Here is a 25922-nt window from a genome sequence, read left to right on the forward strand (position 1 = left end):
CGCGCGACATATTGCATTCTGGCAACACTTCGCGGGGCGCAGAAACCCCGCAATGACGGCGCAAGCAGGGCCGGTTGGGACCGAGGAAAACATGGCAATTCAAAATATAATCATCGTCGGCGGGGGAACGGCCGGATGGATGGCAGCCGCGGCCCTTTCGCGCATCAAGAGCGGACGGCCTGTGGAAATCACACTGATCGAATCTGAAGCCATCGGCACGGTCGGCGTGGGCGAGGCGACGATTCCGCCCTTCATCGGCTTCAACCAGCTGCTCGGGATCGACGAGCGCGAGATGCTGGCCGAGGTCGGCGGCACCTTCAAGCTCGGCATCCAGTTCGAAAACTGGGGCAAGCTCGGCGACAGCTACATCCACCCCTTCGGCGCCTATGGCTATGTGATGGGCGGGATCAGCTTCCACCACGTGTGGCACCGGATGGCCGAAGCGGGCGACAAGCGTCCGATCCAGGTCTTCAATCTTGAGACCATGGCCGCCTATTTCGGCAAGTTCGCGCGCACCGAAGATTACAAGCGCGACGATCTGCCGCCGGTCAATTACGCCTATCACCTCGATGCGGGACGCTATGCCGCCTATCTGCGCCGCTATGCCGAGACCCGCGGCGTGGTGCGTCAGGAAGGCAAGGTCACCGATGTCGCGCTCGACGCGGAAAGCGGCTTTGTCACCGGTGTGACGCTCGACGACGGGCGCGAATTCAAGGGCGATCTGTTCATCGATTGCTCGGGCTTCCGCGGCCTGTTGATCGAACAGGCGCTGAAGACCGGCTATGACGACTGGAGCAATTACCTGCCCTGCAACCGCGCGGTCGCCCTGCCCTGCCAGCGCGAGGACGGCAGCCCGCCCCCGCCCTTCACCCGCGCCACTGCGCATAGTGCCGGGTGGCAGTGGCAGGTGCCGCTCCAGCACCGCAACGGCAATGGGCATGTCTATTGCTCAAGCTTCATGGAGGACCAACAGGCGCTCGATATCCTGCTCGGCAATATTGCCGGCAAGCCGCAGGCCGAGCCCAACTGGCTGCGTTTCGTGACCGGACGGCGCAAGAAGTTCTGGAACAAGAACGTGGTCGCGCTGGGTCTGGCTGCGGGCTTCATGGAGCCGCTCGAGTCGACCTCGATCCACCTCATCAACACCGGGATCGACAAGCTGCTCTCGCTGCTGTCGCTCGACGGCGTGACGCAGGCGCAAGAGGATGCCTTCAACCGCCTGACGGGCCGCGAATATGCCCGCATCCGCGATTTCCTGATCCTGCATTACAACGCCACCAGCCGGACCGATTCCGAGTTCTGGAACTATGTGCGCACCATGCCGGTGCCTGACAGCCTGACCGAGAAGGTGGAGATCTTCAGGGCCAACGGCCAGATCTTCCGCGAGGAGGACGAGCTGTTCACCGAGACCAGCTGGGCCGCGGTCATGATGGGACAAGGGATCGCGATGGGCGGGCACAATGCCATGGCCGACGCGCTCGACACGGCCAAGACGCGCGGCGAGATCGACGAGATGGAAAAGTCGATCCGCTACCTCGTCCAGCACATGCCGGGGCATGGCGACTATCTGGCGCGCTATTGCCCCGCGCCAATGGCCGCCTGAGGCGCCAGCGCCGCCAAGGCCCTGCCCGAGAGGAAGGCCCCTTCGACACGCGGGCTGTGCAGCCAGTCGCCCGCGATGCCGAGGCCGAGGCCTGCATCATAGCGAGCGCCCTCGCCGCGCACGGCCTGCGGCAGGGCATAGAGCCAGCGATGCGCATCAAGGTGCGTGGGCGAGGCTGGCGCAATCCCGATCGCCGAGAAGAAATCGGCGAGCAGGAGAGTGGCGACCGCCTCCTTTGGATGATCGACCAACTCGCGGCTACGCTGGGCGCTGGCGTGGATCACCCAGGCTTCCGGCGCGGCGCGTCCGGGCTTGGCCGAATTGCGCGCCGCCCAGCTGACCGGCGCCGTCTCGGAACGGAAGATATCGGGGCCGCCAAGCGGCGCGGCAAAGCCCGCCATCACCGCCCAGCACGGGGCCGAGGTGACGCTCGCCGCCAGTGCTGACAGATCGGGCGCGGCATCGGCAAGCAGCACGGCGGCCTGTTCGGCAGGCACCGCAACCATTACGCGTGGGGCAGTGAAGACGCCTGCATCTGTCTCGACATGCCAGCCCGCGTCCCCTCGCACCAGCCGCTCGGCCCGCACGCCCCAGCGCACGTCGAGCGAGCGGGCGAGCTCACGGATCGGCGCATTCATGCCGGGAACGCCGACCCATGCGTCCACCCCGGCCGCAGGCCAGCGCGCGGCAACGCCTGCTGCCGCCCAGCTTTCGACCGCCGCAATGAAGGCCGGATCGCGCGCGGTGAAGTATTGCGCGCCGTGATCGAAACTCACTGTCTCGCCGGCAATGTCCACCCGCCGCGCGGCCATGCGCCCGCCGGGGCCACGCCCCTTGTCGAGCACGATGACGCTTGCGCCTGTCGCTGCCAGTTCGCGCGCGCAGGCAAGCCCGGCCAGCCCCGCGCCGATCACGAGAATATCGCTCTTGTTTCCGTCCATCCCGCGCCAACGCACAGGACAGCGGGAGGTTTCAGGGCGCAGAACGCGGAGGCGCAGCTTCGGCGAGGATCAGCGCAAACTGCCCTGCATCGTCGGTCCAGCGCGCGCGCGGCTCCCACCCGCCCGCTTGCAGCAGCATGTTGGATGTGCGCCGCGTGAACTTGTGGCTGTTCTCGGTGTGGATCGTCTCGCCTGCCCGCATCGTGAAACGGCGACCGCTGACGCTGAAGGAAAACTCGCCATCAGCCACAAGATGCATCTCGATGCGCGCATAGTCATCATTCCAGCGCGCTTCGTGAGCGAAGAGTTCGACCGGAATGTCGCCACCGAGCTCGCGGTTGATGCGGTGGAGGAGATTGCGGTTGAAGGCCGCAGTGACGCCGGCGGCATCATCATAGGCGGCGATCAGCGTGGCGGGCTCCTTGACCAGATCCATGCCGATCAGCAGCAGCGCGCCGATACCCAGCGTCTCGCGCATCGAACGCAGCAGATCGGTGGCGGTGGCGGGCACCATATTGCCGATGGTCGAGCCAGGGAAGAACCCGAGCTTGGGCAGCCCCTCCACCTCGCGCGGCAAGGCAACCTCGCGCATGAAATCGGCCTCGACCGGATAGACCGGCAGGCCGGGAAACTTGGCCGCCAGATCGCTCGCCGCAGCGCGCAGGAAATCGCCGGAAATGTCGAGCGGGACATAGGCCGAAGGCGCTATGGCCGAGAGCAGCAGCGGTGTCTTGAGCGAAGAGCCCGAGCCGAACTCCACCACCGCCCGTCCCGGCCCGATCAGAGCGGCGAATTCTCCGCCCCGCGCCCTCAGGATTTCGGTCTCGGCCCGGGTGGGATAATATTCGGGAAGGCGCGTGATGTCCTCAAACAGGCGCGATCCGGCATCATCGTAGAACCAGCGCGCAGGGACCGCCTTCTGCCGCTCGGCCAGCCCTGTCAGCACATCGGCGCGGAAGGCAGGGTCGGCTCCGGCCTCGTCTCGCACAGCCAGCGCCGTCATCGCACCGCATCCCGCGCAAGCCTGAGGCCGGTGAACTGCCAGCGCTGGTGGGGGTAGAAGAAATTGCGGTAGGAGGCGCACGAATGGCCCCGCACCGTCGCGCAGCTCGCGCCGCGCAGCACCACCTGCCCGCTCATGAACTTGCCATTATACTCGCCCACCGCCCCTTCGGCGACGCGGAAGCCGGGGTACGGGAGATAGGCCGAGCGGGTGAATTGCCAGCAATCGCCGAACACCCCTGCCCCACCCACAGGCAGCGGCGGCGCGGCCCCATCGAGCTGGTTGCCGCCGGCCGGATCATGGCTTGCCGCGATCGCCTCCCATTCGAATTCGGTCGGCAGGCGCGCGCCGGCCCAAGTGGCATAGGCATCGGCCTCGAAGAAGGAGATGTGGGTGACAGGCGCATGCGGATCGCGGGCCTGCCAGCCCTGATGGGTGAAGTGCATGTCCTCGCGCCAGTAGAGCGGCGCGCTGACCCCCTCGCGCTGCACCCAGCCCCAGCCATCGGCAAGCCACAGGCGCGGCTCGGCATAGCCGCCATCGGCGATGAACTCCTCCCATTCGCCATTGGTCACCAGCCCGTCAGCCAGCGCGAAGGGTTCGATCAGCACGCGGTGGCGCGGGCCCTCATTGTCAAAGGCGAACCCGTCGCCCTCATGCCCGACCAGCGCGATGCCGCCGGGATGTTCGTACCAGCCCATCGGCGCGGGCTGTGCGGCGGCGGACGCGACACCCTCCCACATCGCCGGGCCAAGCGGGTTCAGGAACAGCGCGTGCTTGATATCGGTCAGCAGCAATTCGATGTGCTGCTGCTCATGCGCGATCCCCAGCGCGATCAGGCCAGCCAGCGCCGCATCAGCGAGCAGCGGAGCCATGGCCTCGTCCACCCGTGCGCGCCATTCCAGCACCTCGGCCAGTGCCGGGCGCGAGAGCATTCCGCGGGCAAAGCGGCTGATGCGCGCGCCCTCGGCCTCGTAATAGGAATTGAACAGGAACGGCCAGTCGGGATTGTGGAGCCGGTAACCGCCCGCATGATCCCTAAGCAGGAAGGTCTCCCAGAACCATGTCGTATGCGCGAGGTGCCACTTAGCGGGGCTCGCATCCTCCATCGACTGGATGCTGGCATCGGCATCGCTGAGCGGCCGGGCCAGCGCCTCACTCAAGGCGCGGGTGGCGCGATAATGCTCCGCGAGCGAGGCGCGCCCCATATGGGGTTACGCCGCGTCGGCGCTGATCGTGTCGCTCCGCTCGCCCGCCGCCTCGTTGAGCATTTCGGCAACGAGGAAAGCCAGTTCCAGCGACTGTTCGGCGTTGAGGCGCGGATCGCAGTGGGTGTGATAGCGATCGCCCAGCCGTTCCTCGGTAATCGCGACAGCCCCGCCGACACATTCGGTCACATCCTGCCCGGTCATCTCGATATGGATGCCGCCCGGGTGCGAGCCTTCGGCGCGGTGGACCGCGAAGAAGCCCTTCACCTCCCTCAGGATGCGGTCGAAGGGGCGCGTCTTGAAGCCGGTGTCGGACTTCACGACATTGCCGTGCATCGGATCGCAGGACCACACCACCGGATGGCCCTCGCGCTCAACCGCGCGCACGAGGCGCGGCAGGCCGTCTTCCACCTTGTCGTGGCCGAAACGGCTGATGAGGGTCATGCGCCCGGCCTCGCGGTTCGGGTTCAATTCGTCGAGCAGGCGGATCAGCGCATCGGGCTCGAGCGAAGGGCCGCACTTCATGCCGAGCGGATTGCCGATGCCGCGCGCGAATTCGATGTGGGCCGAACCCGGGAAGCGGGTGCGATCCCCGATCCACAGCATGTGCGCGCTAGTCGCGTACCAATCGCCCGTGAGCGAATCACGGCGGGTGAGCGCCTGTTCGTAGGGCAGCAACAGGCTTTCATGGCTGGTGTAGAAGCTTGTGCCCTTCAACTGCGGCACGGTGCCGGGATCGATCCCGCAGGCCTCCATGAAATCCAATGCCTCGCCGATCCGGTCGGCCATCTGCGCGAATTTCTCGGTCCACGGCGTGCGGCCCATGAAATCGAGCGTCCACTGGTGGACCTGCCGCAGGTTCGCATAGCCCCCGCCCGCGAAAGCACGCAGCAGATTGAGCGTCGCGGCGGCCTGCGAATAGGCGCGCACCATGCGGGCCGGATCATTGCGGCGGCTGACGGGGTCGAACTCGATACCGTTGATATTGTCGCCGAGATAGCTCGGCAGCGTCAGATCGCCGATGGTTTCCGTCGGCGAGGAGCGCGGCTTGGCGAACTGGCCGGCCATGCGCCCGACCTTCACGACGGGGCGCTTGCTGGCAAAGGTCATGACGACCGCCATCTGGAGCAGCACGCGGAAGGTGTCGCGGATGTTGTTGGGGTGGAACTCGGCAAAGCTCTCCGCGCAGTCTCCGCCTTGCAACAGGAACCCGTGGCCGCTCGCGACCTGCGCGAGATCGGCCTTGAGCGCCCGCGCCTCGCCCGCAAAGACCAGCGGCGGATAGGACGACAGGGTCGTCTCCGCTTCAGCCAGTTCGGCGGCGTCCTCGTAATGCGGAAGGTGCCGCGCTTCGCGGGTCTTCCAGCTGTCCGGGGTCCAGGTCTCGGGCACGTGCAATACTCTTTCTAGTCGGCGCGCGTTCACATCGCGCGGGGGCGCCCGCTACAGGAGGCGCGTTTCATTTGTAAAGCGACAAAGCCTTTCGCGACAACTTTATTTCCCGCGCTCCGTGATTGCTCCGGACGATCAGCGCCCCGTCATGGCCGGTACGGCCGCTGCCTTGGGAGCGGTAGCAGGCGCTGGCGGAGCGCTCGCGAGCTGCTGGCCTTCGGGGATGATCGCCAGCCGGAAGGGCACGCCCTTGGCAAGGTAGCGATCGGCGAGGAACTGCATCACCTGCGGGCTGGTCTGCGAATAATCCGCCAGCAGCGTGCGCAGCAATCCGACGCGCTGCGGGTCCTGCGTCGCGCCTTCTAGGTTGTAGAGCCAGAACTGGTTGCCGGTGGAAGCGCGGCGGATCAGCTGGGCCAGCGGCTCGGTGACGCGGGACAGCTCGTCGGCGGTGGGCGGGTTAACGGCGAGGTCCTTGGCGATCCGGTCAGCCTCGGCAAAGAACACCGGCACGAATTCGGGTTCGAGCTGGGCCAGCGCGGTGATGCGCCCGCCGCTTGCCAGATCTTCGGGCCACTTGGAGAAGACCTGCGGCGAATAGGAGGCACCCGCGCGTTCGCGCAGGGCATCGAGCAAACGGTTGTTGAACAGCTGGGTGAGGATTTCGAGCTGACGGCTTTCGCGCAAGCTCGCCACCCCGCCCCCGCTCGGCCAGGCGACCACGGCGGCGGCCTGATTGGGATCGCCGCGATGGGTCAGGATCGCGGGCTTGTCGGCGGTCGGCGCGAAGCCCGGCACGCGGGCGGCGATATCGGCCGGGATCGGCGCGCGCGGTGGCAGAGCGCCGAAAGTGAGGCGCAGCTGCTCGGTGATCTTGGCGGCATCGAACTCGCCGAACACCAGCACCTCGATCGGCCCCTGCTTCAGCAGCGGTTCCCACACCTTGCGGAAACCTTCGGGCGTGGCCGCCTTGATCGCGGCCGGATCGGGCGTGGCAAAGCGCGGGTCCTTGGCCGTCACGAGATATTCGAGATCGCGGTTGAGCACCCCGCCTGGGCTGGTCGAGAAGGTGTTATAGGCGAGCTCCGAGGCCGCCTTGGCCCGGGTAACCGGATCAGCGTCCCAGCGCGGCATCCCGAGCTTTGCAGCAAACAGATAGAGCTGATCGGCCACGTCCTCCGAACGGGTCTGCGCCGTCAGCGTGAACACTGCATCGTCGATCGAAAAATCGAAGCCGAGCTTGCGTCCCGTGGTCAGCCGGTCGATCTCGTTCTGGCCGAGCTCGCCCACCCCCGAGCCGACCAGCGCCGCCTCGCCGAGCGAAGCATAGACCGCGCTGTCCTTGTCGAAGGCGCGGTAGCCTGCGCCAAAGCGCACCCGCACCGTCACGCGGCCGGGTTCGGCATCATTGGCCCACACCAGCGCCTTGACGCCATTGGCAAAGTCGACCTGCTGGATTTCCAGCACGCCTAGCGCCTTCTGCCCGGCAATCGTGCCGGGCGCGCCAAGGGTTGGCAGATCGGCAAAGGAAATGGTGTTCGCCGCCAGCCGCGCGCTGCCATCGACCTTGGCTTCGCTCGCCAGCGCGAGCTTGAGCGCCGCGACATCGGCCTCGCCTGCCTGCGGAGTGACATAGACCGAGCGCGTAACCGTGCCTTCGAACAGCCCTCTGGTGCGCTCCAGCACTTCGGCGGGCGTGAGGCGCGGCTTCATGCCGCGAAACACGTCGAGCACCACCTGCGGAGCAGCGACAGTCTCGCGGATATCGACCGCGTTGACGAGGTTGTTGACGAGGGTCGAGCCCGACTGGACGCTTTCCTGTTCGACCTCGTTGGCGAAGACCACGTCGAACTCGGAGGCCTCGCGGTCGATCTCTTCCTGCGTCGGCGGATTGACCAGCGCGTCCGCAATCACGCTGCGCACATCGGCAAGCGCGGCCTGCCAGTCGCTGGTGAGCGGCGCAAAGGTGACGAAGGTGGCATCGGTCGAGCGCGAGATATCGTCCTGCTGGACCTGCGCATAGAGGAAGCTGCCGCCGCCGCGCGCGCGCGATTCCAGGCGGCGGTTGATGATCGCCTGGGAAATCGCATCGAGCAGCAGGCCTTCATTATAGACGATGGTGTCGGTTACGGGCCGCCACGGACGCATCACCGCGAAGGTGAGACTGCGTGGCAGATCGGGCTCGACGCCGACGGCCAGCTCGCCGATCAGGGCAGGCATGCCGACACTCGCCACCGCGCCGGCCGGAGCAACCGGATCACCGAAAGCAGGCGCAACGCCGGGCTTGCCGGTGCCCTTCCAGTCGCCGAACCATTGCTCCACCAGCCCTGCCAGCAGCTGCGGATCAGCGTCGCCGGCCACAATGATGGTGGTGTTTTCGGGGCGATACCAGCGATCGTAGAAGGCCTTCACACCCTTGCCGCTCGCCGCCTTCAAGGTCTCGTCCGTGCCGATCGGATTGCGGCTGGAGAGGCGCTGACCGGCAAAGAAGGTCTGGCGCGTCAGGTCTGCCATGCGCAGGCCCGCACCGCCGCGCTCGCGCTTTTCGGCAAGCACGATCGGGCGTTCGGCGCCTACATTCACGTCATTCAGCACCGGCGCGCGCACCATGCCCGAAAGCAGCTTGAAGCTCTCCGACAGCTTGGCCGGGTTGATGTCGGGAATGTCGAGCTTGTAGACCGTGTGGGTCGGCGTGGTCTCGGCATTGGCATCGCTGCCAAAGGTCGCGCCAAGGCGCTGCCATGCGGCAATCGCTTCGCCCTGCCCGAGATACTTGCTCTCGCGGAACAGCAGGTGTTCCAGCAGGTGCGCGTAGCCCTGTTCGCCGTCTTCCTCGTGCAGCGAACCGGCGTCGACGCGCACCCGGATCGAGATCTGGCGCGGCGGCACGCCATTGTTGCGCACGGCATAGCGCAGCCCGTTCTTCATCTCGCCGAACAGCCATTTCTCGTCGGGCGGAACGTCCGAGCCGCGATAGAGCCACGGGGTCGCCCCGCCGGTCTGCAGGGCCTTTGGCGCCGGAACAGGCGCGGGAGCGGGCGCCGTCGCGGTTTGCGTGGCGGCCTGTTGGGCCAGCACGGGCTGGACCATCAGGACAGGAGCAATGAGAAGGGCGATAGCGCGGGCTGCGCGGGAGAGCGACGTCATGGGCCGACATATAGGGCGGCGAAGTGTGAAGCGATAGTGAATGGTTTCACGCAAGGATTGCCTGCTTGTCGGGAGCCCCCGCCGCTCCTAGATAGGCCCCATGTTCATCGAGACCGAAACCACCCCCAATCCGTCCGCCTTGAAGTTCCTGCCCGGGCAAATTGTCATGACCGCAGGAACCCGCGAATTTGCCACCCCCGAAGCCGCCGAGGCGAGCCCGCTTGCGCAGGCGATCTTCGATACGGGCGAAGTGGTGAACGTGTTCTTCGGCGCGGATTTCGTCAGCGTCACCGCCGCGCCCGGAGCCGACTGGAGCGCGCTGAAGCCGCAGGTGATCGCGATCCTGCTCGATCATTTCGTCTCCGAAGCCCCGCTGTTCGCAGCGCCCGGCGGCAACGGCATCGCGGTCCCCCCGCCCGAAGACGAGATGGTGATAGAGGAGCGCGCCGAAGACGCCGAGGTGATCGCGGCGATCAACGAATTGCTCGAGACCCGCGTGCGTCCGGCTGTGGCGGGTGACGGCGGCGACATCGCCTATCGCGGTTTCCGCGACGGGGTGGTCTATCTCACGCTGCAGGGCTCTTGCTCGGGCTGCCCGTCGAGCACCGCGACGCTCAAGCACGGCATCGAAGGCCTGCTCAAGCACTACGTCCCCGAAGTCACCGAAGTGCGCGCGGCATGACGGTACAGTTCCACGATCACGCGCTGTCCGCAGAGGCACTCGCGCAGCTGTTCAACGAAGCGCGCAGCTATAATGGCTGGCTCGACAAGCCGGTGAGCGACGAACAGCTCCATGCAATCTGGGATCTCGCCAAGATGGCGCCGACCTCGGCCAACATGCTCCCGGCACGGATCGTGTGGGTGAAGTCGCCCGAAGCCAAGGCGAAGCTCGCGGCCAGCGTGATGGAGGGCAACAAGGCCAAGGTCCTCGCCGCGCCGGTCACCGCCGTGATCGCCTACGATATCGACTTTCACGAGGAGCTGCCCTGGCTCTTCCCGCATACCGACGCCAAGAGCTGGTTTGAGGGCAACGAGGCAGGCCGCGAGGAAGGAGCCTTCAGGAACTCGTCGCTCCAAGGGGCATATCTCATGCTCGCCGCCCGCGCGCTGGGGCTGGATGTCGGGCCGATGTCGGGCTTCGATCCGGCAGCCGTTACGGCAGCCTTCCTCGCCGATGAACCGCGCCACCGGGTCAATTTCATCTGCTCTTTTGGCTATGGCGATCCGGCCAGCATCTTCGGTCGCTCGCCGCGCCCGGATTTCGGCACATTCAACACCATCGTCTGAGCCGCATCACGCGCTTGCGCCTTCTCCTTCGCTGATGCAGGGCGGGCTCATGCGCATGCTCGCAATCGAAACCGCCTCGGAGGCCTGCTCCATCGCCCTGTTCGAGGGCGAGACGCTGCTGGCGCATGAGCACCGCGTGATCGGGCGCGGACATGCCGAGGCACTGGTGCCGATGATCGCCGCCCTGCCCCACAAGGGCCGCGCGACACGCATCCTCGTCAGCCTCGGGCCGGGCAGCTTCACCGGCGTGCGCATCGGTCTTGCCACCGCCCGCGCGCTGGGCTTTGCCTGGAGGGCAGAGGTGCTCGGCTACCCCACCCTCGCCCTCGTCGCAGCCCAGGCGCTTCAGCAGCATCCCGGCGCGCCGCTGACGGTGTGCACCAATGGCGGGCATGGCGAATGGTTCGTGCAGGATTTCGCCGCCGACGGCGCGCCGCAGGGCGAGGTGCGCTCGCTCACCCCCGCCGATGCTGCCGAGCGCGGGAGCCAGCGCGTGATCGCCGGCAACCGCGCGAAGGAATTTGCCGCGCTGCTGGGCGATGGGCACGAGGTGATCGAAACGCTCCCCGATGCCGCTGCCGCACTATCGCTGGGTCAAGCGCGCCTCACCGCCGATCTTGTGCCGATCTACGGGCGCGGGCCCGATGCCACGCCAATGGCCGAGCGGCTGCCGGCATGAGCGTCTCCCCCGCCCTCCTCGACCGGATCATGGCGGTGATGGAGGCGGCCTTCGATCCGGCTTATGGCGAGGCGTGGAACCGGCGGCAGGTGGCCGATGCGCTGTCGATGCCCAGCACTCATGCGCTGGTGGTGGATGGTGACGGGATGCTGATCGCGGCCGATGAGCGCAGCGACCGGGCAGCGGGCGGCTTCGTACTGAGCCGGCATGTGCTTGATGAAGAGGAGCTGCTGCTGATCGCGGTTGCCCCCGGCTGCCGCCGCCGCGGGATCGGCGCGATCCTGATCGGCCAGCTGTTTTCCGCAAGCCGCAAGCGCGGCGTTAACCGTATCTATCTGGAAATGCGGCGCGGAAATCCTGCGCTGTTCCTGTATCGTAAACTCGGATTCGAACCGATCGGCGAACGGCCAAACTATTATCGCATGGCCAATGGCGAGCGGATCGATGCGATTACTTTCGGTCTTTCGATTGAATAAATTGTCTTTCGTCGATTGCTCCGGAATGGGTGTATTCGCCCAGTTGCAAAAACTGCGCTTTTCCCCCATGCCCGAAATACCGGAAATATCCGGAAAAATGCCCTGAGGGATTCGCAGAAGACATGGAAATCGAAATGAAAGAAACGCTTATCACGCTCACCAGCGATATTGTTGCCGCGCATGTCAGCAACAATGATGTCGCTGTCACCGATCTTCCCGGCCTGATCACCAGCGTCTACACCGCGCTCGCCAACCTGGGCGAAGCGCCGGTGGTGGAAGAGGTCAAGCTGCAGCCGGCCGTGGCCGTGCGCAATTCGGTGAAGCCGGACTACATCGTCTGTCTTGAAGACGGCAAGAAGCTCAAGATGCTCAAGCGCTACCTGCGCACCAACTACAACCTATCGCCCGAAGAATATCGCGCGCGCTGGGGCCTGCCGGCCGATTACCCGATGGTCGCCCCCAACTATGCCGAAACCCGCCGCGATCTCGCCAAGAAGATCGGCCTTGGTCGCAAGCCGGGCGCCGGCCGCCCGCGCCGCGCCAAGAAGTAAGCCTGATACGGCCTGCTGCCGCCCCTGTTGAGAGGGCGGACGGCCCGCTTGAGCAAGCAGCCCCGTCCCTGTAGGGAAGGGGCTGCTTTTTCATTCACGGGTCCCCATTGCGGGCCACGCCAGCAGGCGATGGAGCTGTCATTGAACCAGAAGATCGATCTTGAGCAGTTGTGTGCCGAGAAGGGCCTGCGCATCACCGAACAGCGCCGCGTCATCGCCAAGGTGCTGTCGGAGAGCGACGATCACCCCGATGTCGAACTGCTGCACGCCCGCGCCTCGGCGGTCGATTCCAAGATCTCGATCGCGACGGTCTATCGCACCGTGCGCCTGTTCGAAGAAGCGGGCATCCTCGATCGCCACGATTTCGGCGATGGCCGTTCGCGCTATGAACCCGTGCCCGAAGCGCACCACGATCACCTGATCGATGTCGAAACCGGCAAGGTGGTCGAATTCGTCGATCCCGAGGTCGAAGCGCTCCAGCGCCAGATTGCCGAGCGGCTGGGCTACCGGCTGGTCGATCACCGCATGGAACTTTACGGCGTCCGGCTGTCGCGTGACGACTGAGACAAGCTTGCGCGCAGCTGCCGCGCGGGGAGAGAGCACGCCGGTCTCGCCGATGGGCTGGGTGCGGCTTGCCCTGCGCACGCTGGCACTGATCGGGCTGATCGCGGTGTTCGTGCCGCTGCACTACCTTTACCGCGTCGTCGCCTATGGCTCGCCCTTCCCGATGCTGTTCCTGCGCTATGCCGCAAGGGTGTGCGGCGCGCGGGTGGAGGTGCATGGCACCCACCTGAAGCGCGACGTGTTTTATGTCGCCAACCACCTCTCGTGGGTCGACATCCTCGCGCTGGCTGGCGCGAGCGGGACGGCCTTCGTCGCCAAGGCGGAACTGGCCGAGGCGCCGGTGGTGGGCTGGCTCGCCAGCCTCAACCGCACCGTCTTTGTGAAGCGCGAACACCGTATGGGCGTGGCCGAGCAGATCAATGCCCTGAAAGACGCGCTGGTCGATAACTGGTCGGTCACGGTCTTCCCCGAAGGCACCACCACCGACGGGCAATCGCTGCTGCCGTTCAAGACTTCGATGCTGTCCGTGCTCGAACCGCCGCCGCCCGGCGTGCTGGTGCAGCCGGTGGTACTCGATTACGGGCCGGTGGCGGAGTGGATCGGCTGGATCGGCGAGGAAAGCGGCGTCAACAACGCCAAGCGGGTGCTCTCACGCAAGGGCACCTTCCGGCTGCGGCTCTACTATCTTGAACCCTTCAGCCCTGAGGAATTCAAGGGCCGCAAGGCGATCAGCACCGAAGCGCGCCGCCGGATCGAGGAGGCGCTGGTGGACATTCTCGGCAAGCCCCTGCGCCCCTTCGCGCACACAGTCGCGCCAGTGCGCTATGAGCCCAAGAACGAGGCGGCCGAATAGGCCTTACAACCCCGCGCGCACCAGCCAATCGTGGAAGATCCGCACCGGGCGGCTTTCCAGCGCGACCGGCTTGCACACGAACCAGTAGGAATAGGGGCTCTCGACCGGCTTGCCGGTGAGATTGGTCAGGCGATTGTCATTGGCGCGGCGCAGGTGATCATCGTGCATGATCGCGATGCCGAGGCCCTGCGCGGCGGCTTCGAGCATCAGCGCGCCCGAATCGTAGTGGTCAATCGCCGCCGGGTCCATCTGTTCGAGCCCGTTGGCCTTCTTCCACGCAACAAAGCTCTCGGGCAGTTCGTTGTGGATCAGGAAGGTCTGCTTGGCCATCGCCTCGGGCGTGATCGTGGGGCCGATCCCGCGCGCGACTTCGCGGCTGCAGATCGCGTGGACGAGATTGTGATCTAGCCGCACCGCGTGCAGCCCGCTCGCGGGCCCTCGCGACAGGATGATCGCGGCATCGAGCGTGTCGCCCACCCGGTCTTCCAGATGCGGGGCGGTGTCGATGTCGATGTGGAGCAGCGGGTGGCGCTTGCGCAATTCGCCAAGGCGCGGGAACAATCGCTGGCTGCCGAACATCGGCAGCACACCGAGGCGCAGGCGCAGCAGGGCGATATTGTCCGACTGGCTCTCCACCGCCCTCGCGAGCGCTTCCATGTGCGGGTTCACCGCCTCGTAGAAGGCCTGCCCCTCGTCGGTCAGCTGCATCGACTGGCGCGCGCGGGTGAACAGCTTCTTGCCGACGAATTCTTCCAGATTGCTGATCCGCCGCGACAGCGCCGAGGGGCTGAGGCCGATCTCTTCCGCCGCCGCCCGGGCCGAGCCCAGCCGCACGGTGCGCATGAAGGCTTCCAGCGCGCGCAGAGGGGGCAATCGACGTGCAGGCATGTTCTGTCTCCTTGTTGAAACAGATACGCCTGAAACGCGATTGGGATGCAAAAAATCGAAGAAAAATTGTGCAAAGCAGCAAAAAGTTGCGCCTACTGCACCTCTTCCTCGCGCGCCGGAGGGTGTAGACGCAGGCGCGTAACGTGGGTTTCGTCGCCCGCCGTCACCTCGATCCGCCAGCCGCTCGGGTGTTCGAGCACTGTGCCGACCGGCGGCACCGCTTCGGCCAGCACGAAGGCGAGCCCGCCCAGCGTGTCGACCGCCTCCTCCACCTCGGCGAGGCGCGGATCGACCAGTTCGGCGACATCGTCGAGCTCGGCGCGGGCATCGGCATCCCATATCCCCTCGCCGAGCGGAACGATCAGGGCCTCTGGCGCATCATCATGCTCGTCCTCGATCTCGCCGATGATTTCCTCGACCAGATCCTCGATGGTGATGAGGCCGTCGGTGCCGGAGAATTCATCGACCACGATCGCAAGGTGCACCCGCTTGGCGCGCATATCGGCCAGCACATCGAGCGCGCCGCGGGCCTGGGGCACGTAGAGCGGCTGGCGCAGCAGCGTCGTCCAGTCGTCAGGCGGCGGCGTGCCGGTGGCGAGGAAGGTGAAGACGTCCTTGATGTGGATCATGCCGATCACGTCATCGAGCGTCTCGCGATAGACCGGCATGCGCGAATGGCCGTGCTCGCAGAAGGCCGCGACCAGATCGTCCCAGCTGATCGCTGCATCCACCGCGATGATCTCGCCGCGCGGCACGGCGACGTCATCCGCGTCATGCTCGGAGAAATGCAGGAGGTTGCGCAGCATCTGGCGCTCGGTGCGCGACAGGTCGCCGCGCGCATGGCTACGATCTTCGGCAGCCACGCTGTCGTTCTCGTCCTCGTGCTCGTCGATCGCTTCTTCGAGCTGCTCGCGCAGGGAACGCGCGCCTTCCAGCCCGAGGATCTTGCGCAATGCAGGCCACAGCCCGCTGCTACTGTCCGCATCTCCGGGTTGGGACGCGGGCGAATGGGAATCGGCCATGGCCTTGCGAGTGGCTCCTACGCAGTTTCAGTCGCCATATGGGTCAGCGATGCCCAGTTTTGCAAGTATCGCGGTTTCCAGCGCTTCCATTTGCTCGGCCTGTGCGTCCGAAAGGACATGATCGTGACCGGCCAGATGGAGCAGCCCGTGGACAATCAGGTGCGTGGCATGGGCTTCCAGCGTGACGCCCTTTTCCGCCGCCTCGCGCGCGCAGGTTGCGTAGGCGAGCGCGATATCGCCGAGCATTTCCGGCGGGCCGTCCGCGCCGAGCGATTCGAGTTCCTCGCGCTCCAGCATCGGGAAGGAGAGCACGTTGGTGGGCTTGTCGCGCTGCCGCCATTCGCGGTTGAGGGTATGAACCTCGGCATCGGATGTGAACAGCAGGCTCACGACAAGGCGCGGATGGGCAAGACAAGGCTCGCCCTCGCCCGCCGCTGCCGCAGCCCGCTCCGCCAGCGCTTCCCAGTCCCCCTGGGGCCAATCCTCTATGTCGATATCCAGCTGCATTGCGCCTGCCCATAGCGCACAGCGGCGCCCATGCAAAAGGCGCGCGTCCCGGATGCGTTTTCTGTTGCCTCTTCCGCCGCGCCAATGCCAACAAGCCGATGCCATTGACCGGGTATCGCCCGGGTGTCGGGGGACAGAATGCATCGCAAACTCGTCGTGATCGCCGCCGGGGCCGTGAGCCTCCTTGCCAGCCCCGCGCTGGGCCAGATGCCGGCCGATCTCCCCATGCCCGATCTCACCCCCGCCAGCGCCGAGGAGGAGGCTGCCGCCCTCGCATGGCTCGCCGCGGCGGCCACGCCCTTCGATCCCTCCGCCTATGACGCCTCGACGCTTGCCCCGCTGGCCGAAAGGCTGGGGAGCGCGCGGGTGATCGGGATCGGCGAGGCGACCCACGGATCGCATCAGGATCAGGCCTTCAAGGCCGAGCTGATCAAGCAGCTCGTCATCTCCGGCAAGGCCGATGTGCTGATCCTCGAAGCCAACCGCCTGCCCGCGCTGGCCTTTGACCGCTATATCCGCCAGGGCAGCGGCGATCCTGCCGAGGCGATGCAGGCCACCGCCTTCTTCCGGATCTGGAAGAACGACGAGTTCGGCGGGCTGCTCTTGTGGCTGCGGAACTGGAACCGCACGGCGAGCCGCAAGGTGCGGATCGTGGGGGTGGATTGTCAGGATGGCGGGCGCGATGCAGCCGCCGCGCTGGCGCTGGTCGAGCGGCATGATCCGGCCGCCGCCGCCCGTTTGCGCGGGGAGTTTGGCGGGCTGATTGCGGCGATGGACAAGCCGCGCACCCGCTTTGTCGACTGGCTGGTCGATGCGGCGCTGCCCGAAGCCCAGCGCGCCCTTGCCGCCAGCGCGCAGCTTGACGCGTGGTTCGAGGCAGCCTCCGATGCCGTGCGCGCCGATCCCGGTTTCGGCGAGGCTCGCTGGGCCGCGCGCAGCGCCCGGCAGGCCTTCCTCGCCTTCGAATTCGAACGCAATGATGCCGACAAGTCCAAGGCCGATCCCGCCTATTTCGGACGGCGCGACCGCTACATGGCCGAAAACGCGCTCGCCATGCTGGCCGAAGGCGAGCGCGGCCTAGTGTGGGCGCATGACAGGCATGTGATGGAGGATCTGCCAGAGATTGTCGACATGGTCGGCTTCGTCACCGTCGGCACGGTGCTGCGCGAGAAGCTGGGCGAGGATTATGCGAGCGTGGGCTTCACCTGGTCACAGGGCGCATTCCGCGCGACCAAGGTGGCCGAAGGCGCCGACGTGCTGAAAGCCTCGCAGCGCCAGACCTTCGAGCCGTTCAATCTGCCCAACAACCGTCCGGGCGAACTGGGCCATGTGTTCGACCGCACCGGCTACAAGGCGCTGTGGATGGATCTGGCGAAGCTGCCCGCCGATGGTCCCGTCGCCAGCTGGGCAGGCCGTCCCTATTGGCGCGGCTGGTCGGGCTGGATCGCCAATCCGGAAATCTGGCAGGTCACCAATCTCGACATGGGAGAGTTTCCCCTGCCGGTGCGCATGGGCCACGATGTGATCGTGTGGTTCCAGACGATCAGCCCCTCGCACCTCTGGCCGGCCCCGCCGCAGCCGGAATAGGCTAGTTCTGCACGAAGTCGCGCTCCTGATGGAGCACGTGGCAATAGCGCATCCGCCCGTTGATGCGGATCGCGGTATATTCGGCCACTTCCTCGCCGGGGCCAGTGCGCCACTGGACCGAGGTGTTGCTGAAGTTCGGCGCCACAATCGGCTGCTGCTGATCAATGCCCGGCCCCAGCCGCGCGGTATAGGCGGCCAGCATCGCCTCGCAGTCCTGCTCGGGCGCGGCAGGCTCGATCCGCACCAGCGTCAGCCCCTTGCCCTTCTCGCCGAAATAGTAGTTCGCGACATAGGCAATCCCCCCTTCGGAGAAGGTCGAGGTGGCAAGCTTCTGGTGATTGAGGGAGCGCTGGTCGCGCTTGTCCTTCACCTTGCGCGCATCTGCGCCGACGGCAGCAACGACTTCATCGGCGGTCATGCCCCAACGCGTGGCGCCATATTCGGCGTGGGCCGCCTGCCCCGCCAGCAGCAGGGCGGGCAGCGCCAGCAGCGACAGCCTCATGCGCCCTCGCCCTCGCCATTGCCTTCGTAAGCCTCGACGATCCGGCCCACGATCGGGTGGCGGACCACGTCGGCGGCCGAGAAGCGGATCGTGCCGAAGCCTTCGACCCCCTCCAGCCGCTCGACCGCATCATTGAGCCCGCTCATGCGCGGCCCGCCGGGGATGTCGACCTGCCGGGGGTCGCCGCAAATCACCATCCGGCTGTTCTGGCCGAAGCGGGTGAGGAACATCTTCATCTGCTCGCGCGTGGTGTTCTGCGCCTCGTCGAGGATGATGAAGCTGTCCGCCAGCGTGCGCCCGCGCATGAAGGCGATCGGCGCGATCTCGATCTCGCCATTGGCCAGCCGCCGCTCGACCTGCTCGGGCGGCATGCAGTCGTTCAAGGCATCGTAGAGCGGGCGCAGATAGGGATCGACCTTCTCCTTCATGTCGCCGGGCAGGAAGCCGAGCTTCTCGCCCGCCTCCACCGCCGGGCGCGAGAGGATCAGGCGCTGCACGCTTCCGCTGATGAGCTGGCTCACTGCCTGCGCCACCGCGATATAGGTCTTGCCCGTGCCTGCCGGACCAAGCGCGAAGATAATGTCGTCCTTGGCCAGGGAGCGCATGTATTCGATCTGCGTCGCCGAGCGCGGCACGATGGTTTTCTTGCGCGTGCGGATCATGATCGGAGGCGTGCCCATGTCGCCCGAGATGATCCCTTCCAGCGTCGGTTCGGCCGACATGGCGATCATGCTTTCCACCGCACCGCTATCGAGCGCTTCGCCGCGCGCGAGCCGGTCATACATGGTCTTCAGCGTCTCGCGGGCGCGGGCTACATCATCCTCCGGCCCTTCGATCAGCACCTGATGGCCGCGCGCGTGGATATAGACCCCGAGCCGGTTTTCGACCTGCACCAGATTGGCATCGAACTGGCCGAACAGCGGGCCGAGCAGCGACTGGTTCTCGAAGGTGAGCTCCACCCGGGCGCGCCGGGGAGCGGGAATGCCACGAGGATCGGGCGAGAGCGCCGGGTGTTCGGCACGGGAGGGTCGTCGGCCCATCAAGGTCCTTTGCTTCAGGGCCAAAAGGACGATCCCTTGCCCTTGAGTCGCGAAGGTAATCCGGGTCGGTGCGAAAGCAAGCGCACCGCCGCAAAGCAGCGGTGGAAAGTCGTCAGACTGTAACCTTGCCGCGCACCAGCCCCTTGAGGGAATTGGGGCCTGCCTCGGCCAGCTCGACCTCGACCAGATCGCCGATGGCAACGCCTTCCTGCTCGAACCATACCGACTGCAACCACGGCGACTTACCGAGCCACTGGCCCGGGTGGCGTCCGGTGCGCTCGACCAGAACCGAGCAGGTCTTGCCGATACTCGCTTGATTGAAGGCATATTGATGCGCGCCGATGCGCTGCTGGAGGCGCTGGAGGCGGTCGTCCATCACCTCTGCCGCAATCTGGCCCTCCATCGTCGCGGCGGGCGTGCCGGGACGCGGGCTATACTTGAAGCTGAAGCAGGCAGCGTAGCGCACTTCGTCGACGATATTGAGGGTGTCCTGAAACTCGGCCTCGGTCTCGCCCGGGAAGCCGACGATGAAATCGCCCGACAGCGCGATATCGGGGCGGACGGCGCGGAAGCGCTCGATCAGCTTCAAGTAGCTTTCCGCTGTGTGCTGGCGGTTCATCGCCTTCAGGATACGGTCATTCCCGGCCTGCACGGGCAGGTGGAGATAGGGCATCAACTTGGCGACCTCGCCATGCGCGGCGATGAGGTCGTCATCCATGTCATTGGGGTGGCTGGTGGTGTAGCGGATGCGCTCCAGCCCGTCGATGGCGGCCAGTGTGCGGATCAACCCGCCAAGGCCCACGGGCCGCCCCTTGTCGTCCTCGCCTTCCCAAGCGTTGACGTTCTGGCCGAGCAGCGTGATCTCCTTCGCGCCCGCCTCCACCAGCTTGTTCGCCTCGGTAACGAGATGCGCGAAGGGCCGCGAGATTTCCGCGCCTCGGGTATAGGGCACCACGCAATAGGTGCAGAACTTGTCGCAGCCTTCTTGCACGGTGAGAAAGGCGCTGGGGCCACGCTTCTTGCGCTGGGGCAGCGCGTCGAACTTGGCGATGGCGGGCATGTCAGTATCGGTCGCGCGCTCGCCATTGGTGGCCTTGTCGAGCATTTCCGGCAGGCGGTGATAGGCCTGCGGGCCGACCACGATGCTCACCGCCGGCGCGCGAGCCATGATCTCCTCGCCCTCTGCCTGCGCGACGCAGCCCGCGACCGCGATCAGCGGGGCCTTGCCGCTCTCCTTGCCCGTCGCAACCAGACGGCCGATGTCCGAATAGACCTTCTCGGCGGCCTTTTCGCGGATGTGGCAGGTGTTGAGGATGACGAGATCGGCCTCCTCGCCCTCGGGCGCTGGCTGGATGCCGCGCTCGGCCAGAAGCTCGCCCATGCGCTCGCCATCATAGACGTTCATCTGGCAGCCGAAGCTCTTGACCCGGTAGGTCTGGGGAGGCGTTTGCGGTTTCATGAGGGGTGCGCCTTTAGCGCCGATGGGCCTCGCGTTCAACGAAAAGGGGCGACCGAAGCCGCCCCTTGAAATCCTGCAATATGGGCCGCCCGATCAGGCCACCGTCGCCTTGACGATCTTGCCCGGCGCGCGCGGCGGTTCGCCCTTGGGGATGGCGTGGACGTGTTCCATGCCGCTGATCACCTGACCCCAGACGGTGTACTGGCGATCAAGGAAGGTCGCATCGGCGAGGCAGATGAAGAACTGCGAGTTGGCGCTGTTGGGGTTCTGCGCGCGGGCCATCGAGCACACGCCTTCGACGTGCGGCTCGGCGTTGAATTCGGCCGCAAGATCGGGCTTGTCGCTGCCGCCCATGCCGGTGCCGGTCGGATCGCCGCCCTGCGCCATGAAACCAGCGATAACGCGGTGGAAGATCACGCCGTCATAGAAGCCTTCCTGCGCCAGCTCGGTGATGCGCGCGACGTGGCCGGGGGCCAGATCGGAGCGCAGCTTGATCACGACATCGGCATGTTCGCCGGTGCCATTGTCGAGGGTGAAGGTGAGGGTTTCGGCCATGGTTATGTCTCCTGAGGAATTCGGGTGGGCTTTTAGCAGCCAAAACCCGCCTGTCACCCTCCCCGCTTGCTTTTCACCCCTCCCTCCGTAAACGCCTCATATGGCCGATGATCGCACCCTTGATGACGACTTGCTGGTGAGCGACACCGGCGAGGTCGAGGTGCGTCCGGATGACCGTGTGGATGATGAACGCCACGACGAGGAAAACCGGCTGAAGCCCTCCTTCGTCAGCGCGGTGCACGATGCGCTCGAAGCGGGCGACAAGGGCGCGGTCTATGATCTGGTCGAGCCGCTCCACGCCGCCGACATTGCCGACCTGATCGAGCTGCTGGAACGTTCCGAGCGTGCCGTGCTGGCCCGCGCGATCAGCGATCTCATGACCTCCGACGTGATCGCGGAACTGAACGATTACGTGCGCGAGGATTTGATGGAGGCCCTGCCGGCGCAGGCGGTTGCCACCATCGCCGAGCAACTCGACACCGATGATGCGGTGCAGCTGATCGAGGACCTCGACGAGGACGACCAGCGCGCCGTCATGGCCGAGCTGGAACCGGAAACCCGCGAGGCCGTGTCCAGCGCGCTCGCTTACCCGGAAGAGACCGCCGGGCGCCTGATGAGCCGGCACTTCGTGGCGGTTCCCGAACATCTCACCGTCGGCGATCTCATCGATTACCTGCGCGAGGACGGCGATCTGGAGCATGACTTCTTCGAAGTCTTCGTGATCGACGAGCGGCACCATCCGGTCGGCACCTGCGCGCTGTCCTGGGTGCTCACCACGCCGCGATCCGTGCGCCTGACCGATGTGATGAAGCGCGACCAGACCCTGATCCCGGTCACCATGGATCAGGAAGAAGCCGCGCTGATGTTCCAGAAATACGCGCTGATTTCGGCTGCGGTGGTGGACGAGAGCGGGCGGCTGGTCGGCCAGATGACGGTCGATGATATCGTCCACATCATCTCCGAAGAGGCGGGCGAGGACGCCCTGCTTCTGTCAGGGGCAGGCGACGGCGACATCAACGAGCCGATCCGCGAGGCCTATGTGGCGCGCGTGCGCTGGCTGATCGCCAACTTGGGGACAGCAGTGGTCGCCTCCTCGATCATCGCCTTTTTCGGTGCGGCGATCGAACAGCTGGTGGCGCTCGCGGTGCTCATGCCGATTGTCGCGAGCATCGGCGGCAATGCCGGCACCCAGACCATGGCCGTGGCAGTGCGCGCGATTGCGACCAACCAGCTCACCCGTTCCAACACGCGGCGCATCCTGTGGCGCGAATTCCGCGTGGCGCTGCTCAATGGCGGCACCATCGCGCTGCTGATCGGGCTTGCGGCGGGTGTGCTGTTTGCGCCGATGATGGGGGTGGTGATTGCGCTCGCCATCATCATCAACATCGCGGTGGCGGGCCTTGCGGGCGTGCTGGTGCCGGTGATTTTCGAGCGGCTCGATCAGGATCCGGCGGTCGCCTCCAGCGTGTTCGTGACGATGATCACGGATTCGATGGGCTTCTTTGCCTTCTTAGGTTTGGCAGTGGCGATGGGTCTGGTGACGCTCTAGCTTTCCTCCCTGAGAGCAAGGGGAGAGAGACATGGCTGGACGCGTGGCAGGCAAGGTGGCGCTGCTGACAGGGGGCGCGATGGGCCTCGGCAAGGCGGCGACAAAGGCGCTGCTGGCCGAGGGGGCCACGGTCATCATCACCGATATCGACGAGGCGGCAGGCCGCGCCACGGCGGCAGAGCTCGGCTGCTCCTACATCCATCAGGACGTGACCGACTGGGCGCGCTGGCAGGCAGTGATCGCCGAGGTCGAGGCCACCCACGGGCGGCTCGACGTGCTGGTCAACAACGCCGCGATCACGGTGTTCGGTTCGATCGCGGACATTTCGCCGGAAGATTTCCGCCGCTGCTACACCGTCGACGTCGATTCGATCTTCATGGGCTGCAAGGCCGCGATCCCGCTGATGGCCAAGAGTGGCGGCGGCTCGATCGTCAACTTCTCGTCCGCTGCGGGCAACAAGCCTTCGCCCGATCTTGCCGCCTATAACAGCGCCAAGGCGGCGGTGGTGACGCTGACCAAGTCGATTGCGCTCTATTGCGCGCGGGAAAAGAACGGCGTGCGTGTGAACTCCGTGCAGCCGGGGACCATCCTGACGCCCAATGTCGAAAGCGTCATCGCCGGCACCCCCGATCCGGACGCGACCCGCGCGGCGTTCTCGGTGGCGCAACCCATCGGGCGCATGGGCGAAGTCGATGATATCGCCCATCTCGTGGTCTATCTCGCCAGCGACGAGAGCAAGTTCGCGACCGGCGCGCCCTTCATCGTCGATGGGGGCCTCAGCATCGCATAGGGAGGAGCCGGAGCCATGTTGCACAGCGCCGAGGACAGGTTTGCGATTTCCGATCTTGCCGCGCGCTACATGCGCGGGCTCGACCGCTTGGACGAAGCGCTGCTCACCGAGCAGTTCTGGCCCCATGCGCGGCTCGAATATGGCATCTTCAGCGGCGAGCCGAAGGATTTCGCGGCCTTCTGCATGACGGCGCTGAAGGACCATGATCGCAACCAGCACATGCTGGGCCAGCACCTTGTCGATTTCGTCGCGCCCGACGAGGCTTACGGCGAGGTCTATTATCAGGCCTATCACCGCACCACCGATGAGCAGGGGCGCAAGCGCGATCTCGTCATCGCGGGGCGATACGTGGATCGCTACGAGAAGCACGGCGGGGTCTGGAAGATCGCCTACCGCTCCGAACTGGTCGACTGGCTGCGCGATGATCCAGCATCCGATGCGATGCTGGAAGGGGCGCCTTTCATCATCGGCGCAAGGAAGCCCGCCGATCCGCTCTATGATCGCCATGCCATGAGGAGCGCGCGATGAAGCCCGATCTCACCGCCCCTGCCGATCCCGCGCTGGCTCCGGGCGAGGCCCGCTGTCCTGGCCTGTCGATGCAGGATATTCTCGATGCCGACGGGGACAATCCCCCCGCCGCCATGCGCGAGCAGGCCTATCGCTTCCTCGGCGATGAAGACCTGCCTTTCGCGCGCTACACCGATCCCGCTTTCCACGATCTGGAGATGGCGCGGCTGTGGCCGAACGTGTGGCAATGGGCCTGCCGCGAGGAGCATATCCCCGTCCCCGGTGACCGCTATGTCTATGACGTCGGTCACCATTCGGTGCTGGTGGTGCGCGGGGCCGACATGGCGATCCGTGCCTTCGTCAATTCCTGCCCGCACCGGGGGATGAAGTTCGCTTCCGAAGGCTCACGTGGCGTTCTGCGTTCGAACATCCGCTGCCCGTTCCACGGGATGAGCTGGAACCTCGACGGCAGTTTGCGCGAAGTGCCCTGCCGCTGGGACTTCCCGCATGTCTCGGAGGACAATTTCGGCCTCGATGAAGTCGCCTGCGACACCTGGGGCGGGTTCGTTTTCATCCACATGGGCGAAAACCCGCCGCCGCTGGCCGAGCAGCTGGAGGTGATGCCGGAGCACTTCAAGCTCTGGCCGATGGATGATCGCTATGTCGCGCTGCACACCGAAAAGGTGCTGCCGGCCAACTGGAAGATGGCGATGGAGGCCTTCCTCGAAGCCTTCCATGTGCTCGAAACCCATGCCCAGGCGGTCTACACTGCGGCTGATGCGAACGCGCAATATGACATCTTCGGGCGCCACGTTTCGCGCTTCATCCATGCCGTCGGCGTGCCCAGCCCGCATCTCCGGCAGGAGGTGAGCGAGGCAACCTTGTTCGGAAAGCTCGGCCGCGATCCCGCAAGCTTGCCCGAAGGCGCCAAGGCCCGCGCCGAGCACGCACGGCTGCTGCGCGAGGAGCTGGGCGCGGCTTTCGGCACCGACCTTTCGGGCGTCTCCACTACCGAGATGATGGATTCGATCGAGTATTTCCTCTTCCCCAACGCCTTTTTCTTCCCCGGCATCAACATCCGCCTGTGCTACCGCTTCCGCCCGCTGGGGCCGGACGAATGCCTGCACGAAATCCTCATCCTCCAGCCGCTGCCCGCCAGCGGCGAGCGCCCTGCCCCTGCCACCCCGATCCGGCTGGAGGTGGAGGACAGCTACACCACCGTCCCGGGCTTCGCGCTGGCGGAAATCCTCGATCAGGATACCGAGAACCTCAAGTTGCAGCGCGACGGCGCCAAGGCTTCGCGCAAGGGGGCGCAGACGCTCGGGAACTATCAGGAAGCGCGCATCCGCCAGCTGCACCTGACGCTCGACCAATACCTCGCCGGTTGACTTCATGGCAGGGCTGCCGGAAAGCCGCGCCATGCCGCTGCACCTGACCAAGATCGCCTTCGGGGCGAAAAGCTATGACCAATTGGCCGGATGGTATGAGGGACGCGGCGGCATCTGCCTCACCACCCGCAACCGGCCGACGCGGCACGAGGAATGCGTAGGCGGCTCGCTCTACTGGATCATCAATCACGCCATCGTCGCGCGCTCGCTGATCCTCGGGTTTGAAAAGACTGAGGACGGGCGCTGGGACATCGTGCTGGAGCCGCGCCTGATCCGCGTCCACACCCAGCCCAAACGCGCGCATCAGGGCTGGCGTTATCTCACCGAGGACAAGGCCCCCAAGGATGTGGCCGAGGGCGAGGATATCGGCGATGCCCTCCCCGGCCGCCTCGCGATGAAGCTGGAGCGGCTGGGCCTCGTTTGA

The 25922-nt window shown here is 65.8% G+C and carries 26 protein-coding genes; 14 read left to right on the forward strand and 12 right to left on the reverse strand.

Annotation, left to right across the window (positions count from 1 at the left end; all coding sequences use genetic code 11):
- Window positions 1–91: 91 nt before the first annotated feature.
- A complete protein-coding gene (locus tag RSE14_RS04870) occupies window positions 92–1603 on the forward strand; it encodes a tryptophan halogenase family protein (RefSeq protein WP_324076109.1) in 1512 nt (503 codons plus the stop codon).
- On the opposite strand, the gene RSE14_RS04875 is transcribed toward RSE14_RS04870, so the two are convergent.
- The 5 genes from RSE14_RS04875 to RSE14_RS04895 form a co-directional block, all read right to left on the reverse strand.
- Complete coding sequence (locus RSE14_RS04875) at window positions 1576–2544, reverse strand: NAD(P)/FAD-dependent oxidoreductase (protein WP_324076110.1); 969 nt, start codon at window positions 2542–2544, stop codon at window positions 1576–1578. The genes RSE14_RS04870 and RSE14_RS04875 overlap by 28 nt on opposite strands.
- A 31-nt stretch (window positions 2545–2575) precedes the next feature.
- On the reverse strand, window positions 2576–3547 hold the full coding sequence (gene egtD / locus RSE14_RS04880; RefSeq protein WP_324076111.1) for an L-histidine N(alpha)-methyltransferase: 972 nt from the start codon (window positions 3545–3547) through the stop codon (window positions 2576–2578).
- Entirely contained in the window at window positions 3544–4755 is a 1212-nt protein-coding gene (egtB, locus tag RSE14_RS04885) for an ergothioneine biosynthesis protein EgtB (protein WP_324076112.1), read from the reverse strand. Before egtB ends, egtD begins: the two co-directional genes overlap by 4 nt.
- 6 nt (window positions 4756–4761) lie before the next feature.
- Complete coding sequence (locus RSE14_RS04890; protein WP_324076113.1) at window positions 4762–6147, reverse strand: class II 3-deoxy-7-phosphoheptulonate synthase; 1386 nt, start codon at window positions 6145–6147, stop codon at window positions 4762–4764.
- 135 nt (window positions 6148–6282) lie between these two features.
- On the reverse strand, window positions 6283–9294 hold the full coding sequence (locus tag RSE14_RS04895) for a M16 family metallopeptidase (RefSeq protein WP_324076114.1): 3012 nt from the start codon (window positions 9292–9294) through the stop codon (window positions 6283–6285).
- Between the two features lie 100 nt (window positions 9295–9394).
- On the opposite strand from RSE14_RS04895, the gene RSE14_RS04900 reads away from it, so the two are divergent.
- The 7 genes from RSE14_RS04900 (at window position 9395) to RSE14_RS04930 (ending at window position 13704) form a co-directional block, all read left to right on the forward strand.
- A complete protein-coding gene (locus tag RSE14_RS04900) occupies window positions 9395–9976 on the forward strand; it encodes a NifU family protein (RefSeq protein ID WP_324076115.1) in 582 nt (193 codons plus the stop codon).
- Window positions 9973–10581 (forward strand): malonic semialdehyde reductase, encoded by a 609-nt coding sequence (locus tag RSE14_RS04905; RefSeq protein ID WP_324076116.1) that lies wholly within the window; start codon window positions 9973–9975, stop codon window positions 10579–10581. Before RSE14_RS04900 ends, RSE14_RS04905 begins: the two co-directional genes overlap by 4 nt.
- Window positions 10582–10630: 49 nt before the next feature.
- Window positions 10631–11260: a tRNA (adenosine(37)-N6)-threonylcarbamoyltransferase complex dimerization subunit type 1 TsaB gene (tsaB, locus tag RSE14_RS04910; protein WP_324076117.1), complete on the forward strand. Its 630-nt coding sequence runs from the start codon at window positions 10631–10633 to the stop codon at window positions 11258–11260.
- On the forward strand, window positions 11257–11736 hold the full coding sequence (locus tag RSE14_RS04915) for a GNAT family N-acetyltransferase (RefSeq protein ID WP_324076118.1): 480 nt from the start codon (window positions 11257–11259) through the stop codon (window positions 11734–11736). The genes tsaB and RSE14_RS04915 overlap by 4 nt, the downstream gene beginning before the upstream one ends.
- Window positions 11737–11870: 134 nt before the next feature.
- Window positions 11871–12287 carry a Ros/MucR family transcriptional regulator gene (locus tag RSE14_RS04920; protein WP_324076119.1) on the forward strand — a complete coding sequence of 139 codons (417 nt, stop codon included), beginning with the start codon at window positions 11871–11873 and terminating at the stop codon, window positions 12285–12287.
- Window positions 12288–12428: 141 nt separating this feature from the next.
- Window positions 12429–12851 carry a Fur family transcriptional regulator gene (locus RSE14_RS04925; RefSeq protein WP_324076120.1) on the forward strand — a complete coding sequence of 141 codons (423 nt, stop codon included), beginning with the start codon at window positions 12429–12431 and terminating at the stop codon, window positions 12849–12851.
- Between the two features lie 52 nt (window positions 12852–12903).
- Window positions 12904–13704, forward strand: coding sequence for a lysophospholipid acyltransferase family protein (locus RSE14_RS04930; protein WP_324076819.1), 801 nt, complete (start codon window positions 12904–12906; stop codon window positions 13702–13704).
- Between the two features lie 3 nt (window positions 13705–13707).
- On the opposite strand, the gene RSE14_RS04935 is transcribed toward RSE14_RS04930, so the two are convergent.
- The 3 genes from RSE14_RS04935 to ybeY form a co-directional block, all read right to left on the reverse strand.
- Window positions 13708–14592 carry a LysR substrate-binding domain-containing protein gene (locus RSE14_RS04935; RefSeq protein WP_324076121.1) on the reverse strand — a complete coding sequence of 295 codons (885 nt, stop codon included), beginning with the start codon at window positions 14590–14592 and terminating at the stop codon, window positions 13708–13710.
- Window positions 14593–14684: 92 nt separating this feature from the next.
- A complete protein-coding gene (locus tag RSE14_RS04940; protein ID WP_324076122.1) occupies window positions 14685–15614 on the reverse strand; it encodes a hemolysin family protein in 930 nt (309 codons plus the stop codon).
- A 27-nt stretch (window positions 15615–15641) separates the two neighbouring features.
- Entirely contained in the window at window positions 15642–16121 is a 480-nt protein-coding gene (gene ybeY / locus RSE14_RS04945) for an rRNA maturation RNase YbeY (protein ID WP_324076123.1), read from the reverse strand.
- A gap of 138 nt (window positions 16122–16259) precedes the next feature.
- Here ybeY and RSE14_RS04950 point away from each other — a divergent pair, with 138 nt between their 5' ends.
- The gene (locus RSE14_RS04950) at window positions 16260–17708 is read left to right on the forward strand and encodes an erythromycin esterase family protein (RefSeq protein WP_324076124.1); all 1449 of its coding nucleotides are present in this window, start codon (window positions 16260–16262) and stop codon (window positions 17706–17708) included.
- Window position 17709: 1 nt separating this feature from the next.
- Here the strand turns inward: RSE14_RS04950 and RSE14_RS04955 are convergent, their stop codons facing one another.
- The 4 genes from RSE14_RS04955 to RSE14_RS04970 form a co-directional block, all read right to left on the reverse strand.
- Window positions 17710–18210, reverse strand: coding sequence for a hypothetical protein (locus RSE14_RS04955; protein WP_324076125.1), 501 nt, complete (start codon window positions 18208–18210; stop codon window positions 17710–17712).
- The gene (locus RSE14_RS04960; RefSeq protein WP_324076126.1) at window positions 18207–19250 is read right to left on the reverse strand and encodes a PhoH family protein; all 1044 of its coding nucleotides are present in this window, start codon (window positions 19248–19250) and stop codon (window positions 18207–18209) included. Before RSE14_RS04960 ends, RSE14_RS04955 begins: the two co-directional genes overlap by 4 nt.
- A 112-nt stretch (window positions 19251–19362) precedes the next feature.
- Window positions 19363–20709: a tRNA (N6-isopentenyl adenosine(37)-C2)-methylthiotransferase MiaB gene (gene miaB / locus RSE14_RS04965; protein ID WP_324076127.1), complete on the reverse strand. Its 1347-nt coding sequence runs from the start codon at window positions 20707–20709 to the stop codon at window positions 19363–19365.
- Window positions 20710–20802: 93 nt separating this feature from the next.
- Window positions 20803–21264: a peptidylprolyl isomerase gene (locus tag RSE14_RS04970; protein WP_324076128.1), complete on the reverse strand. Its 462-nt coding sequence runs from the start codon at window positions 21262–21264 to the stop codon at window positions 20803–20805.
- A 100-nt stretch (window positions 21265–21364) separates the two neighbouring features.
- Here RSE14_RS04970 and mgtE point away from each other — a divergent pair, with 100 nt between their 5' ends.
- Genes mgtE through RSE14_RS04995 form a run of 5 tightly spaced genes read left to right on the forward strand, consistent with a single transcriptional unit; the run spans window position 21365 to window position 25922 of the window.
- Entirely contained in the window at window positions 21365–22813 is a 1449-nt protein-coding gene (gene mgtE / locus RSE14_RS04975; RefSeq protein WP_324076129.1) for a magnesium transporter, read from the forward strand.
- Window positions 22814–22844: 31 nt separating this feature from the next.
- A complete protein-coding gene (locus RSE14_RS04980; RefSeq protein WP_324076130.1) occupies window positions 22845–23603 on the forward strand; it encodes a glucose 1-dehydrogenase in 759 nt (252 codons plus the stop codon).
- 15 nt (window positions 23604–23618) lie between these two features.
- A complete protein-coding gene (locus tag RSE14_RS04985) occupies window positions 23619–24131 on the forward strand; it encodes a nuclear transport factor 2 family protein (protein WP_324076131.1) in 513 nt (170 codons plus the stop codon).
- Complete coding sequence (locus RSE14_RS04990; protein ID WP_324076132.1) at window positions 24128–25498, forward strand: aromatic ring-hydroxylating dioxygenase subunit alpha; 1371 nt, start codon at window positions 24128–24130, stop codon at window positions 25496–25498. The genes RSE14_RS04985 and RSE14_RS04990 overlap by 4 nt, the downstream gene beginning before the upstream one ends.
- 31 nt (window positions 25499–25529) lie before the next feature.
- Window positions 25530–25922 (forward strand): DUF1489 family protein, encoded by a 393-nt coding sequence (locus RSE14_RS04995; RefSeq protein WP_324076821.1) that lies wholly within the window; start codon window positions 25530–25532, stop codon window positions 25920–25922.

The organism is Erythrobacter sp., from assembly GCF_035194505.1.
GTDB lineage: Bacteria > Pseudomonadota > Alphaproteobacteria > Sphingomonadales > Sphingomonadaceae > Erythrobacter.

Bases quoted from the DNA above. Each gene is read 5' to 3' on its own strand.
- RSE14_RS04920 (WP_324076119.1), top strand. From the start codon at position 11,871: ATGAAAGAAACGCTTATCACGCTCACCAGCGATATTGTTGCCGCGCAT.
- miaB (WP_324076127.1), bottom strand. From the start codon at position 20,709: ATGAAACCGCAAACGCCTCCCCAGACCTACCGGGTCAAGAGCTTCGGC.
- RSE14_RS04935 (WP_324076121.1), bottom strand. From the start codon at position 14,592: ATGCCTGCACGTCGATTGCCCCCTCTGCGCGCGCTGGAAGCCTTCATG.
- RSE14_RS04915 (WP_324076118.1), top strand. From the start codon at position 11,257: ATGAGCGTCTCCCCCGCCCTCCTCGACCGGATCATGGCGGTGATGGAG.
- RSE14_RS04930 (WP_324076819.1), top strand. From the start codon at position 12,904: ATGGGCTGGGTGCGGCTTGCCCTGCGCACGCTGGCACTGATCGGGCTG.
- mgtE (WP_324076129.1), top strand. From the start codon at position 21,365: ATGGCCGATGATCGCACCCTTGATGACGACTTGCTGGTGAGCGACACC.
- RSE14_RS04900 (WP_324076115.1), top strand. From the start codon at position 9,395: ATGTTCATCGAGACCGAAACCACCCCCAATCCGTCCGCCTTGAAGTTC.
- tsaB (WP_324076117.1), top strand. From the start codon at position 10,631: ATGCGCATGCTCGCAATCGAAACCGCCTCGGAGGCCTGCTCCATCGCC.
- egtD (WP_324076111.1), bottom strand. From the start codon at position 3,547: ATGACGGCGCTGGCTGTGCGAGACGAGGCCGGAGCCGACCCTGCCTTC.
- egtB (WP_324076112.1), bottom strand. From the start codon at position 4,755: ATGGGGCGCGCCTCGCTCGCGGAGCATTATCGCGCCACCCGCGCCTTG.
- RSE14_RS04960 (WP_324076126.1), bottom strand. From the start codon at position 19,250: ATGGGCCGACGACCCTCCCGTGCCGAACACCCGGCGCTCTCGCCCGAT.
- RSE14_RS04870 (WP_324076109.1), top strand. From the start codon at position 92: ATGGCAATTCAAAATATAATCATCGTCGGCGGGGGAACGGCCGGATGG.
- RSE14_RS04970 (WP_324076128.1), bottom strand. From the start codon at position 21,264: ATGGCCGAAACCCTCACCTTCACCCTCGACAATGGCACCGGCGAACAT.
- RSE14_RS04955 (WP_324076125.1), bottom strand. From the start codon at position 18,210: ATGAGGCTGTCGCTGCTGGCGCTGCCCGCCCTGCTGCTGGCGGGGCAG.
- RSE14_RS04895 (WP_324076114.1), bottom strand. From the start codon at position 9,294: ATGACGTCGCTCTCCCGCGCAGCCCGCGCTATCGCCCTTCTCATTGCT.
- RSE14_RS04905 (WP_324076116.1), top strand. From the start codon at position 9,973: ATGACGGTACAGTTCCACGATCACGCGCTGTCCGCAGAGGCACTCGCG.
- RSE14_RS04950 (WP_324076124.1), top strand. From the start codon at position 16,260: ATGCATCGCAAACTCGTCGTGATCGCCGCCGGGGCCGTGAGCCTCCTT.
- RSE14_RS04980 (WP_324076130.1), top strand. From the start codon at position 22,845: ATGGCTGGACGCGTGGCAGGCAAGGTGGCGCTGCTGACAGGGGGCGCG.
- RSE14_RS04995 (WP_324076821.1), top strand. From the start codon at position 25,530: ATGCCGCTGCACCTGACCAAGATCGCCTTCGGGGCGAAAAGCTATGAC.
- RSE14_RS04875 (WP_324076110.1), bottom strand. From the start codon at position 2,544: ATGGACGGAAACAAGAGCGATATTCTCGTGATCGGCGCGGGGCTGGCC.
- RSE14_RS04985 (WP_324076131.1), top strand. From the start codon at position 23,619: ATGTTGCACAGCGCCGAGGACAGGTTTGCGATTTCCGATCTTGCCGCG.
- ybeY (WP_324076123.1), bottom strand. From the start codon at position 16,121: ATGCAGCTGGATATCGACATAGAGGATTGGCCCCAGGGGGACTGGGAA.
- RSE14_RS04940 (WP_324076122.1), bottom strand. From the start codon at position 15,614: ATGGCCGATTCCCATTCGCCCGCGTCCCAACCCGGAGATGCGGACAGT.
- RSE14_RS04990 (WP_324076132.1), top strand. From the start codon at position 24,128: ATGAAGCCCGATCTCACCGCCCCTGCCGATCCCGCGCTGGCTCCGGGC.